Annotated in this window: 12 protein-coding genes; 7 read left to right on the top strand and 5 right to left on the bottom strand. The window is 68.4% G+C overall.

Annotation, left to right across the window (positions count from 1 at the left end):
- Positions 1 to 171: 171 nt before the first annotated feature.
- Positions 172 to 948, bottom strand: coding sequence for an AMP nucleosidase (locus AC1DER_RS08240; protein WP_441816410.1), 777 nt, complete (start codon positions 946 to 948; stop codon positions 172 to 174).
- Positions 949 to 1,163: 215 nt separating this feature from the next.
- On the opposite strand from AC1DER_RS08240, the gene AC1DER_RS08235 reads away from it, so the two are divergent.
- From AC1DER_RS08235 to AC1DER_RS08205, 7 genes are all read left to right on the top strand, one after another.
- Entirely contained in the window at positions 1,164 to 2,630 is a 1,467-nt protein-coding gene (locus tag AC1DER_RS08235) for an amidohydrolase (protein WP_477244711.1), read from the top strand.
- Positions 2,631 to 2,665: 35 nt separating this feature from the next.
- A complete protein-coding gene (locus AC1DER_RS08230; protein ID WP_477244712.1) occupies positions 2,666 to 3,952 on the top strand; it encodes an amidohydrolase family protein in 1,287 nt (428 codons plus the stop codon).
- A gap of 121 nt (positions 3,953 to 4,073) precedes the next feature.
- Positions 4,074 to 4,478, top strand: coding sequence for a DUF1761 domain-containing protein (locus AC1DER_RS08225; RefSeq protein ID WP_441816407.1), 405 nt, complete (start codon positions 4,074 to 4,076; stop codon positions 4,476 to 4,478).
- Between the two features lie 13 nt (positions 4,479 to 4,491).
- Entirely contained in the window at positions 4,492 to 5,139 is a 648-nt protein-coding gene (locus AC1DER_RS08220) for a 2-hydroxychromene-2-carboxylate isomerase (protein ID WP_441816406.1), read from the top strand.
- Between the two features lie 145 nt (positions 5,140 to 5,284).
- A complete protein-coding gene (locus tag AC1DER_RS08215; protein ID WP_477244715.1) occupies positions 5,285 to 6,232 on the top strand; it encodes a DegV family protein in 948 nt (315 codons plus the stop codon).
- A gap of 56 nt (positions 6,233 to 6,288) precedes the next feature.
- On the top strand, positions 6,289 to 6,633 hold the full coding sequence (locus AC1DER_RS08210) for a hypothetical protein (RefSeq protein WP_441816404.1): 345 nt from the start codon (positions 6,289 to 6,291) through the stop codon (positions 6,631 to 6,633).
- Positions 6,630 to 7,301, top strand: a complete 672-nt coding sequence (locus AC1DER_RS08205; RefSeq protein WP_477244717.1) for a Dph6-related ATP pyrophosphatase — start codon at positions 6,630 to 6,632, stop codon at positions 7,299 to 7,301. Before AC1DER_RS08210 ends, AC1DER_RS08205 begins: the two co-directional genes overlap by 4 nt.
- Before the next feature lie 77 nt (positions 7,302 to 7,378).
- Here the strand turns inward: AC1DER_RS08205 and fghA are convergent, their stop codons facing one another.
- The 4 genes from fghA to ppc form a co-directional block, all read right to left on the bottom strand.
- Positions 7,379 to 8,209 (bottom strand): S-formylglutathione hydrolase, encoded by an 831-nt coding sequence (fghA, locus tag AC1DER_RS08200; RefSeq protein ID WP_477244719.1) that lies wholly within the window; start codon positions 8,207 to 8,209, stop codon positions 7,379 to 7,381.
- A 69-nt stretch (positions 8,210 to 8,278) separates the two neighbouring features.
- Positions 8,279 to 8,431, bottom strand: a complete 153-nt coding sequence (locus AC1DER_RS08195; protein WP_441816401.1) for a hypothetical protein — start codon at positions 8,429 to 8,431, stop codon at positions 8,279 to 8,281.
- Between the two features lie 65 nt (positions 8,432 to 8,496).
- Positions 8,497 to 9,606 carry an S-(hydroxymethyl)glutathione dehydrogenase/class III alcohol dehydrogenase gene (locus AC1DER_RS08190; protein ID WP_441816400.1) on the bottom strand — a complete coding sequence of 370 codons (1,110 nt, stop codon included), beginning with the start codon at positions 9,604 to 9,606 and terminating at the stop codon, positions 8,497 to 8,499.
- Positions 9,607 to 9,699: 93 nt separating this feature from the next.
- Positions 9,700 to 12,456 (bottom strand): phosphoenolpyruvate carboxylase, encoded by a 2,757-nt coding sequence (ppc, locus tag AC1DER_RS08185; RefSeq protein WP_477244722.1) that lies wholly within the window; start codon positions 12,454 to 12,456, stop codon positions 9,700 to 9,702.
- Positions 12,457 to 12,585: the final 129 nt, after the last annotated feature.

Genomic DNA, 12,585 nt, shown 5'->3' with positions numbered 1-12,585 from the left:
ATTGCTCCGCAGCGGGACATGGATGTCCCGCGCCCCGCATCGGACAGGACGTCCGATTAAGGGGCGGGGCAATCCCCAACCCGGCGGACGACGCCCCCACGAAGACCAACACCCCGAACGCTCCAAGCGCTCAACGCGCACCAACGCACCAACGCACCAACGCACCAAGCGTTACTCGTCGAAGCGTAGATGCCGAACAGACTTGCCGTTGCGGCGGATCAGGCGAAGCGCCTCGATGCCGACGTTGATGTGATTGTCGACATAGTCCGAACTGACGCGCGCATCGGACGCCTCGGTCTTTACGCCTTCCGGGATCATCGGCTGGTCCGAGACCAGCAACAGCGCGCCGCAGGGAATGCGGTTGGCGAAACCGGCGGCGAAGATCGTGGCCGTCTCCATGTCGATGGCCATGCAGCGCATCGCGCGCAGACGCTCCTTGAACGCATCGTCGTGTTCCCAGACCCGGCGATTGGTCGTGTAGACCGTGCCGGTCCAGTAATCGTGGCCCAGGTCGCGGATCATCGTCGAAACCGCACGCTGCAGCGCGAAGGCCGGCAGCGCCGGCACCTGCGCCGGCAGATAGTCGTCACTGGTGCCCTCACCGCGGATCGCCGCGATCGGCAGCACCAGGTCGCCGAGCTGATTCTTCTTCTTCAGACCACCGCACTTGCCCAGGAACAACACCGCCTTGGGCATGATCGCGCTGAGCAGATCCATCATCGTCGCCGCGTTCGGACTGCCCATGCCGAAGTTGATCATGGTGATCCCGTCGGCGGTGGCGCTTGGCATCGGCCGGTCCATCCCGATCACTTCGGCGCCAGTCAGGCGCGCGAACGTGTGCAGGTAGCCACCGAAGTTGGTCAGCAGGATGTGCTCGCCGAACTGGTCCAGAGGCACGCCGGTGTAGCGCGGCAACCAGTTGTCTACGATCTGTTCCTTGTCTTTCACTTGCGTCTTCCTCGCGTTGTCTCTTGCCGGAGCCAGCGTGCTGGCACGAATGACAAGCTCCAACGCCCGGTCGCCAGCCTGCTGGCGCCTACCAGGGCGGGGTTGCCTGGATCGGCATTCTCTCACGCCCTGCCATGACCTTCGTCGGGTTTGCACACGCCGGCCACCGCGGCTAGGGTGCGGATTGGTTGTCCGTGCCACCTCCGGGGAAAATCATGTTCCGACCACTGGTCGCCGCGCTCGTCGCGGTGCTTACCGTAGGCGTCGCCCAAGCGGCCTCGCCTGACGCGCCTGCTTCGCCGAAACCCTCGAAGTCCCGCTTCGTCGACGATCCCTACCCCAGCACCTACCACGCGATCAGCGCCGGGCCGGTCCTGATCGAGCACGCCACTGTCCTCACCGGTACCGGACAGCGCCTCGACGATGCCGACGTCCTGTTGCAGGACGGCAAGGTGGTGGCGATCGGCAGCGCGCTGCAGGCGCCGGCCGAGGCGACCCGTGTCGATGGCACCGGCAAGTGGGTCACCCCGGGCATCATCGACGTGCATTCGCACCTGGGCGTGTATCCCACCCCCGGCGTCAGCGCCCACGCCGATGGCAATGAAATGACCGGCGCGGTCACCGCCAATGTCTGGGCCGAACATTCGATCTGGCCGCAGGATCCGGGGTTCAACACCGCCCTGGCCGGCGGCATCACTTCGCTGCAGGTACTGCCGGGCTCGGCCAACCTGGTGGGCGGCCGCGGCGTGACGCTGAAGAACGTGCCCGCCACCACCTACCAGGCCATGAAGTTCCCGGGCGCGCCCTGGGGCCTGAAGATGGCCTGCGGCGAGAATCCCAAGCGCGTCTACGGCCAGAAGAGCGGGCCGGCCACGCGCATGGGCAATGTCGCCGGTTACCGCGCCGCCTTCATCGACGCCAGTGAATACCTCCGGAAGAACGGCGGCGGCAGGAAGAACGACGAGGCGGCCAAGAAGAAGCACTGGTGGCAATCGAGCAACGGCGGCGACGCCGACAGCGAGAAGGACACCGGCGGCAAGCGCGACCTCAAGCTGGACACGCTGGCCGGCGCCATCAACGGCGACATCCGCGTGCACATCCACTGCTACCGCGCCGACGAGATGGCGATCATGCTCGACCTGGCCAAGGAATTCGGCTTCAAGGTCGCCGCGTTCCACCACGGCGTGGAAGCGTACAAGCTTGCCGACCGCCTCGCGGCCGAAGGCGTGTGCGGTGCGCTGTGGGCCGACTGGTGGGGCTTCAAGATGGAAGCCTTCGACGGCATCCAGGAAAACCTGGCCATCGTCGACCGCCCGGCCAACAGCTGCGCCATCGTCCATTCCGATTCCGACGAAGGCATCCAGCGACTCAACCAGGAAGCGGCCAAGGCGATGGCGCATGCAAAGCTCGCCGGCATCGACATCGCGCCCGAGCGGGCGATCCGCTGGCTGACGCAGAACCCGGCCAAGGCGCTGGGCATCGCCGAACGGACCGGCACGCTGGAGCCGGGCAAGATGGCCGACGTGGTCGTCTGGAACGGCAATCCTTTCAGCGTGTATGCGCATGCCGAGCAGGTCTACATCGACGGTGCGCGCGTGTTCGACCGCAACGACCGCAAGCGCCAGCCGGTGTCGGATTTCATGCTTGGACAGGGCGCCGCGGCGCAGGGAGGTGCGCTGTGAGGGGCCATTACCTTGCGGGGATCACGGGGAAAACGTTGCTGACGATCGGCCTGGGTGTCGCAGCGCTCAACGCCTCCGCCCAGGAGCTGCTGATCCGCAACGCAACCGTCCACACCGCCACCGCGCAGGGCACGCTGCACAACGCCGACGTACTGGTCAGCGGCGGCACCATCCGCGCGGTCGGGAACGGACTGGCCGCGCCGGCGGGCGCGCAGGTCATCGACGCGCAGGGACGGCCGCTGACGCCGACGCTGTTCGGCGGCATCACCGAGATCGGGCTGGAAGAGGTGTCTGGCGAAAAGGCCACCAACGACGAGACCCTGACCCTCGGCGCCGAAACCAAGCAGATGACGGTGCGGCCCGAGTTCGACGTGACCCTGGCCTACAACCCCGACTCGGTGCTGGTGCCGGTGACGCGGATCGAAGGCATCGGCTGGACGCTGCTCGGCGCCGGTACCGGCAGTGGCGGTTCGATCGTCGCCGGCCAGGGCGGCGTGATCCGCCTGGACGGCAGCGCCGACCCGGTCGGTCCGCGCGAACTGTTCGTGCGCATCGGCGGTGACGCCATCGGCCTGAGCGGCAATTCGCGCGCGGCGCAGTGGATGATCCTCGACCAGCTGATCGACGAAGTGCGCGGGCGCATCCCTGCCGACTCCAACGCCGCGCTGCTGACCCCGGCCGGTCGCGCGACGCTGGCCCGCTACATCGGTGGCGGCGGTCGTGTCGTGGTCGCGGTGGATCGCGCCGCCGACATCCGCCAGCTGCTGCGCTGGGCCGCCCGCCACGACGTACGCATCGCCATCGCCGGTGGCGCCGAAGCCTGGCGCATGGCGCCGCAGCTGGCAGCGGCCAAGGTGCCGGTGTTCGTCAACCCGCTCGGCAACCTGCCCTACGACTTCGACCAGATCGGCGCGACGATGGAGAACGCCGCGCGGTTGCGCGCGGCCGGCGTCAAGGTCGGCTTCTCGCAGTCCGACGACGGTTCGCACAACGCGCGCAAGATCCGCCAGCTGGCCGGCAATGCAGTGGCCAACGGCCTGGCCTGGGACGACGGCCTGGCCGGGTTGACGCAGGTGCCGGCCGAAGCGTTCGGCGTCGCCGACCGCATGGGCAGCATCGCGCCGGGCAAGCGCGCCGACCTGGTGCTGTGGAGCGGCGATCCGCTCGAAGTGAGCACGGTGGCGCTGCAGGTCTGGATGGACGGCCGCGCGATCGAGATGCGCAGCCGCCAGACCGATCTGCGCGACCGCTACCTGCGTCCGGCCACGCCGGCGCAGAACGGCGGGATGCCGCGGGCGTACCCGCAGGCGGACGGGCGCTGATCGCCCGTCCGCCGCGGCGGTTTTTTGCCGGGGATCCGGCACCCCGCTCGCCGGCGAGCGGGCTGCCGCGGGCGGGAGGACGGTTTATGCTGGCCCTGTCCGTAATCACGAAGCCCTGTCCATGACCCTGCCGCACATCGATTTCAACCTGCTCGCGGTGGTTGCCGCCGCTGTCTCGGCGTTCGTCCTGGGCGGGATCTGGTACGGCCCGCTGTTCAAGCGCGCCTGGTGCCGCGAGGCCGGCATCGACCCCGACAGCGCCCCGCTGCACCCCAAGCTGACCTTCGCCACCGCCTTCGGCTGCAGCCTGCTGGCTTCGCTGATGTTCGCCATCTTCCTCGGCCCGGACGCCAACGCCGGCTCCGGCTTCGGCGCCGGCTTCGTGGTCGGCCTGTTCTTCGTCGCAATGAGCTTCGGCATCAACTACGCCTTCGCCCAGCGCAGCGCGAAGATGTGGATGATCGACGCCGGCTACCACATCGCGCAGTTCAGCCTGTACGGGCTGATACTCGGCGCCTGGCACTGAGAGAACTCCCGCCATGGATAAGGCTCCGCTGGTCTGGTACTTCGACTTCATCTCGCCGTTCTCGTACCTGCAGTGGCAGAAGCTCAAGCCGTTGCTGCGCGAGTTCGAAATAGCGGGCACGCCGGTGCAACTGGTGCCGATCGTGTTCGCCGCGGTGCTCGATGCCTGCGGCCAGAAGGGTCCGGCCGAGATCCCGGGCAAGCGTGAATTCACTTACCGCCACGTGCTGTGGCTGGCGCGCCAGCAGGGCGTGCCGCTGCGGTTTCCGCCGACGCATCCGTTCAACCCGCTGCCGACGCTGCGCCTGAGCATCGCCGCGGGCAACCGGCCCGAAGCGGTCGATTCGATCTACGACTGGCTGTGGGCGCAGGGCCGCGCCGCCGACAACCTCGAGGCCCTGGTGCCGCTGATGGCCGTGCTCAACGTCCCCGCCGAAGCGCTGGATGAGGCGCCGACCAAGGCCGCGCTGCGCGCCAACACCGACGCGGCGATCGCCGCCGGCGTCTACGGTGTGCCGACCCTGGCCGTGCACGGCGAGCTGTTCTGGGGCAACGATGCCCACGAGTTCGCCCTGGCCGCACTGCGCGAACCGGCGGTGCTGGACGACGCCGAGATGCGGCGGGTATCGCAATTGCCGGTGGGGCTGCAGCGCCGGCGCTGAAAGGCCGGCATGGCCACCAAGACACGCCTGCCCGTTCACATTTCCCCGCGCAAGTCTTTGCTGCACCCGCAGCGAGACGAAATCGCCGAAGCAGGTATGCTGCCCGTCACAATTTGACGTCAGCGCTGCTAGTCGGAGGGGGAACATGCGCATTGGACTCGTGGTCGATTCGGCCTGCGATCTGCCTTTGGGGTATCTGGAACAACACAACGTAGACGTGCTGCCGATCACCGTGCGCATCGGTGAGGCCGTGCTCGCCGACCGACGCAACGAACAGGCGACACTCGAGTTCCTGCATGCCCACGTCGCCGAGCGCGGCCACGAAGCACAGACCACGCCGTACACGGTGCAGCAGATCCAGGACCTGTTCCTGAGCCGCCTGGTGATCGATTACGACTACGTCTTCTGCATGACGATCACCAAGACGCGCAGCCCGATCTTCGACAACGCCCAGCAGGCCAGCTTCGCGATCCTCAGCGACTACAAGGCCGCACGCTCGGCCGCCGGCAACAACACCCCGTTCGCGCTGCGCGTGGTCGACAGCCAGAACCTGTTCGCGGCGCAGGGCATCGGCGCGGTCGAGGCGGTGCGCCTGCGCGAAGCCGGTGAAGGTGCGCCGAAGATCCGCGCGCGCCTGGAGCACCTTGCCCTGCATACCCAGGGCTACATGGTGCCGCCTGACCTGTACTACCTGCGCAACCGCGCACGCAGCAAGGGCGACCGCAGCGTCAGCTTCATCAGCGCCGCGCTCGGCAGTGCGCTCGACATCAAGCCGGTACTGCACTGCAACCGCGGCGAGACTGCGCCGGTGGCCAAGATCAAGGGTTTCGAGCCGGCGGTGGAGAAGCTGTTCGATCACGCAGCGCAACGCGTCGACGCCGGCGAGCTGCTGACCCCGACGATGTGCCTGAGCTACGGCGGAGAGCTGGACGAGATGCGCAAGCTGCCCGGATACGAGCGCCTGCGCAACGCCTGCGAGAGCAACAACATCGAGCTGTTCGAATCGGTGATGAGCCTGACCGGCATGGTCAACGTGGGCAAGGGCGCGGTGGTGGTCGGCTTCGCCGCCGAGGGGCAGAAGTTCCACGGCTGATCATCGCCGTCACGGTGGCGGAGTAATGTAGTGGCGACCCCACACCGGAATCGTGCATGGCTACCCGTTTCTACATCCGCCTTCCCGATGCGACCCGCGCGCGCGGCAACGATGCCGCGTTTTCCTTCAGCGCGGTAAGTGCCGAGGGTTTCGCCGAGCAACTGCAGGCCGCATTGCGCGACAACGCGCTGTTCGAACGCTGGAAGGCGCGCCAGGAAGATCCCGATGCGGTCGATCCGTCGCTTGGCGCGACCGACCCGTCCGCCTCCGTGCATGGCGAGCAGGATGACCTGCACATCGACCTGGTCGTCACCTCGACCATTTCCGGCACGGTGCTCAAACACCGCCTGCGCCTGCTCGCCGGCGGTGGCTGGGAGCTGCGGGACGTGACCTCGGCATGAACCAGCGGTTGCTGTCGTGGAGCGGCGGCAAGGACGCGGCCTGGACGCTGCATACCCTGCGCCGGCGCGACGATGTCGACGTGGTTGCGCTGCTGACCACCGTCACCAGCGGCTACGAACGCGTCGCCATGCACGGCATCCGTCGCGACATCCTGCATGCGCAGGCCGACTCGGTGGGACTGCCGCTGATCGAAGCGGTGATCCCGCCGCAATGCGACAACGACAGCTACGAGGCCGCCTTCGCGCTGGCACTGGAGCAAGCGCGCGAGCGCTGGCCGGACCTGGACTGCATCGCCTTCGGCGACCTCTACCTGGCCGACGTCCGCGCCTGGCGCGAAGCCTCCTGCGCGCGCCTTGGCTGGCGCATCGACACGCCGCTTTTTGGCGCCGATACCACGGCGCTGGCGCGCGAGATGATCGACGCCGGCCTGCAGGCGCGGCTGTGCTGCGTCGACACGCAGCAGCTGGCGGGCGAGTTCAGCGGGCGTGCATTCGACCGCGCCCTGCTCGCCGCGCTGCCGCCATCGTGCGATCCGTGCGGCGAGAACGGCGAGTTCCACACCCTGGTGCACGCCGGTCCGATGCTGCGCCGGCCCGTCGCGCTGCAGCCCGGCGAGAAGGTGCTGCGCGATGAGCGCTTCGCGTATGCGGATTTCCTGCTGGCCTGACGAAGTCACAGCGGGCTTGGAACCCACCATCGCTACCGACGCTACCCCTGCGCCGGCTTGTTGATGACTGCCACGCGCTAGCCGCCCAGCGCGCGCGCGTGATGGGCGATGTGCTCGCCGATGAACGTGGCGATGTAGTAGTAGCTGTGGTCGTAGCCCGGGCGCAGGCGCACTTCCAGCGGATGCCCCACTGCTTCGCACGCGTCCTGCAGCAGCAGGGGCCGCAGTTGCGTCACCAGGAACTCGTCGGCTTCGCCCTGGTCGATCAGCAGTGGCAGGCGCTCGACTGCGGTCGCCACCAGTTCGCTTGCATCCCAGGCCTTCCATGCCTCGCGGTCGTCGCCCAGGTACGCCGAGAATGCCTTCTGGCCCCACGGCACCTGGCTCGGCGCGACGATCGGCGAGAAGGCCGAAACGCTGCGGTAGCGCCCCGGATTGCGCAACGCGGTCACGATCGCACCGTGACCGCCCATCGAATGGCCGCTGATCGCGCGCGCATCGCTGGCGCGGAAATTCGCCTCCACCAACGCCGGGAGTTCGTTGCTGACGTACGCGTGCATCCGGTAGTGCGAGGCCCACGGCGCCTGCGTCGCGTCGACATAGAAGCCGGCGCCCTGGCCGAGGTCATAACCGTCGGCGTCCGCGATGCCGGGACCGCGCGGGCTGGTGTCGGGTGCGACCAGGATCACCCCATGCTCGGCCGCGTACCGCTGCGCGCCGGCCTTGGTGATGAAGTTCTGTTCGCTGCAGGTCAGGCCACTGAGCCAGTACAGCACCGGCAACCGGCGCTGCGTGGCCTGTGGCGGCAGGTAGACGCCAAACCGCATCTCGCAGCCCAGCGTGTTCGATGAGTGCTTCCACACTTCCTGCTGCCCGCCGAAGCAGGCATGCCGTTCGATCCGTTCCATCATTCTCCTTTCGGGTTCAGGCCTTGAGCACGCCGGATTTCTTCGCCGCGTGCGCGGACATCGCATCCATCAGACATGGTTGTGCGCGGTCTGTGCGCCGACACGGACCTTGACGGGTTTGTCGGCGCACCTGCATTGCAGCGTGCCGCCGGCAAAGTCGGCCGCGCCACCCGGGCGCACGCCCTGGTCGACGGCAGGATGGATGGAGACTGCACTGTTCATCGTTCACCTCCGATCATTGCGCCGCAGGTTCGCATCGACGCGTGTGCGTTCCCCTGGTGGCTCCTTCAGAAGTGGATCACCGTCCGGATCGACTTGCCTTCGTGCATCAGGTCGAAGGCCTCGTTGATCTGCTCCAGCGGCATGGTGTGCGTGATGAAAGGATCGAGGTCGATCTCGCCCTTCATCGCCTGCTCGACCATGCCCGGCAGCTGCGTGCGGCCCTTGACGCCGCCGAAGGCGGTGCCGCGCCAGACGCGTCCAGTGACCAGCTGGAACGGGCGCGTGCGGATTTCCTGGCCAGCGCCGGCGACGCCGATGATGACGCTCTCGCCCCAACCCTTGTGGCAGCACTCCAGCGCCGCGCGCATGACATCGACATTGCCGATGCATTCGAAGCTGAAGTCGACGCCGCCATCGGTGAGTTCGACGATGACGTCCTGGATCGGCTTGTCGTGGTCCTTCGGGTTGATGCAGTCGGTCGCGCCCATGCTGCGCGCCAGCTCGAACTTGCCGGGGTTGGTGTCCACCGCGACGATGCGGCCGGCCCTGGCCTGCTTCGCGCCCTGGATCACCGCCAGGCCGATGCCGCCCAGGCCGAACACGGCGACGCTGTCGCCTTCCTTGACCTTGGCGGTGTTGTGCACGGCGCCAATGCCGGTGGTGACGCCGCAGCCGAGCAGGCAGACCTTCTCCAGCGGCGCCTGCGGGTTGACCACGGCCAGCGAGACTTCCGCCACGACCGTGTACTCGCTGAAGGTGCTGGTGCCCATGTAGTGGTAAATCGGTTGGCCGTTGTAGGAGAAGCGCGTGGTGCCGTCCGGCATCAGGCCCTTGCCCTGGGTGGCGCGCACGGCCTGGCACAGGTTGGTCTTGCCCGAGAGGCAGAACTTGCACTTGCGGCATTCGGCCGTGTACAGCGGGATGACGTGATCGCCAGGCTTGACGCTGGTGACGCCTTCACCGACCTCGACGACGATGCCCCCGCCCTCGTGGCCGAGCACGCTTGGGAAGATGCCTTCCGGGTCGTCGCCGCTGAGGGTGAACGCATCGGTGTGGCAGACACCGGTGTGGGTGATTTTCACCAGCACTTCGCCGGCCCTGGGCGGGGCGACGTCGATCTCGACGATCTGCAACGGCTGGCCCGGGGCGAAGGCGACGGCGGCACGGCTTTTCATGGGAGGCGGATCCGGTGCGGGAGCAACCGATGATTCTAGGCCTCGCGCGTAAAGCTGGTGTTTCCCTGGCTGGCGATTGCCTCTTGCCGGCGCTCACCCGGTGTTCTGGATGCCGGCCGAGATGCCGTTGACCGTCGCCACCAGCGCCTGCAGCAGTTCGTCGTCCGGCCGGCCGGCGGCGCGCCAGCGGGTCAGCAGGTCGACCTGCAGCAGGCTGATCGGGTCCACGTACGGGTTGCGCAGGCGGATCGACTGGCGCAGGCGATAGTCGCCGGCGAGCAGTTCGTCGCTGCCCTTGATCGCCAGCACCGCGGCGCGGGTGCGTTCGAACTCGGCGGCGATGCCGGGATGGAAGCGTTCGTGCAATTCGCCGGCGAGCAGCGAGTACTGCTCGAAGATCGCCGGGTCCGACTTGGCCAGCATCATCTCCAGGTCGTCGACCAGCGTGCCGAAGAACGGCCAGTCGCGCGCCATCTCCGCCAGCGTCTCGCGGCCGTGTGTCTCCAGCGCATGCGTCAACGCGCTGCCCACGCCATACCAGGCGGTCAGGCCGGCGCGGTTCTGCGACCACGCGAACACCCACGGGATCGCCCGCAACGACGACACGTCGCCGTCGCCGGCGCGCTTGGCCGGCCGCGAGCCGATGCGCAGGCGTTCGATCACGTCGATGGGCGTTGCGGCGCGGAAGTAGGCCGGGAAGTCCGGATGCTCGTGCACCAGCGCGCGGTAATGGCTGCGTGCGTTGGCCGACAACTCGTTGGTGATCGCGCGCCAGGTGGCTTCGCGTGGTTCCGGCGGGCGCGGGCGCAGGGTCGCGCGCAGCACCGCGCCAGCGGCCTGTTCGAGATTGCGCAGGGCGATCGCGCGGATGCCGTACTTGCGGTGGATCACTTCGCCCTGCTCGGTCAGGCGCAGGTAGCCGTCGACCGAGCCGCGCGGCGCGGCGATGACCGCGCGCTCGGTCTTGCCGCCACCGCGGCTGATCGAACCGCCGCGGCCATGGAAGAAGGCGATGCGCACGCCACTTTCCTGCGCCAGCGCGGTCAACGCGATCTGGGTGCGCTGCAGCGCCCAGCGCGAGGCCAGCATGCCGCCGTCCTTGGCGCTGTCGGAGTAGCCGAGCATCACCACCTGGCGATCGCCGCGCGCGGCCAGGTGGCGGCGATAGACCGGGTCGGCAAACAACGCGCGCAGGGTGTCGGCGGCGGCATCGAGATCGTCGACGGTTTCGAACAGCGGCGCGACATCGAGCGGCACGCGGCCATTGCCATCGACACAGCCAGCGATCCGCGCCAGCGCCAGCACCGCCAGCGCATCCGCGGCGCTGCGGCTCATGCTGACGATGTACGGGCCAAACGCGCGCGGGCCGTAGCGCGGGCGCAGCCGCGCCACCGCGCGGAACACATCCAGTGTCGACCTCGCGTGGCCATTGCCGAGCGTCGGCGCCGGCGCAGTGCCGTCGAGCAGTGCATGCAGGCGCTCGGCGCGCTGCTCGCGGCTGCGCGATTCCCAGGACGAATCGCCGAGCAGTTCGGCCAGCGCGGCATCATGAGTGGCCGAGTCCTGGCGCAGGTCGAGGCTGGCCAGATGGAAACCGAAGCACTCCACGCGGCGGCGCAGGCGGCGCACGGCGAAGCCGCCGGCATGCTCGCCCTGATGCGCGGCCAGGCTGCGCTCGATCGTCACGATGTCGGCGAGGAATGCAGCCGCGTCCGGGTAACCGTGGACGTGGTCCTCGGCGGTGGCGCGCAGGCGCGCGCCGATCAGCGCCAGCAGATTGCGATAAGGCATGTCGGCATGGCGCGGACGCAAGGCTGCAGCGGCCTTGGGCAGCAGGTAGCGGTATTCCTCGATGCGCGCCATCACCTCGTCGGCGACGCTGACGCGGCCCAGCGACTGGCTCAGCAGTTCGCCGAGCGCGGCCACTTCCTGGCGGTACGCGCCCAGCACGAGCTTGCGCTGCCCGGCCAGGCTGGCGGCGATGGTGTCGGCGCCCACGTTCGGGTTGCCGTCCATGTCGCCACCGACCCAGGTGCCGAAGCCGATCACGTCCGGTGCCGGCGTCGCTTCGCCATAGGCCTCGCGCAGTGCGTCCTCGAACACTTCGTAGAACACCGGCAGCACGCGGTACAGCACTTCCGACAAGTAGAAACCGACGTGCTCGAATTCGTCGGCCACGCTCGGCTTCACCGGCGAGGCTTCGGCGGTCTGCCAGCCGGCCGTCAGCGCCAGGCGCATGCGCTCCAGGTCGGAGCGGTGTTCGTAGGGCGTGCGGCTGCGGTCGATGTCGTCAATCAGGCAGGTGACGATCTGCCGTTCCTTCTCCAGCAGCGCGCGCCGCACCGCTTCGGTCGGGTGCGCGGTGAACACCGGCTCGATGCGCAGGCGCGACAGCAGCGCGACCACTTCGTCCAGGCTCACGCCCTGCGCGGCAAGCGAGGCCAGGACCTCGCGCAGGCTGCCCGGCTGGGCGCTGGCGCCGCGGCGCTCGTAGTCGCGACGGCGACGGATGCGGTGCACGCGCTCGGCGACGTTGACGGCCTGGAAGTAGGTGGCGAAGGCGCGGACCAGGTCGCCGGCGTGTTCGAGCTCGGTGCCGGCCAGCGCCTGCGCCAGTTCGGCCACCGGCGCCTGGCTTTCGCGGCGCCGGATCGCGGCGCGACGCAACCGCTCGACCTCGGCCAGAAACTGCGGGCCGCGCTGCTCGGCGAGGATTTCGCCGACCAGGGCGCCGACGGTTTTGACGTCCTCGCGCAGCAGGGCATCGTTGGGCGCGAACTCGACGACGCGCAGGGGTTCTTCGGCGGGCTCCGCAGCGGACTCGGAGGCGGACACGGTGGCGCGGCTCATGGTCATCCGCCGAGCCTACCGCACTGCAACAATTAACGGCGACGGTTTCAGCCGCAACGGATGCAGGTGGCCGCCCCCGGCCTGTTCACGGGCCCGGCGACCTCCCCCGGTGGTGGATGACGTTCAATG

It is taken from the genome of Lysobacter sp. 05T417 (genome assembly GCF_056396405.1).
This window is presented reverse-complemented; position numbering and strand designations above follow the sequence as displayed.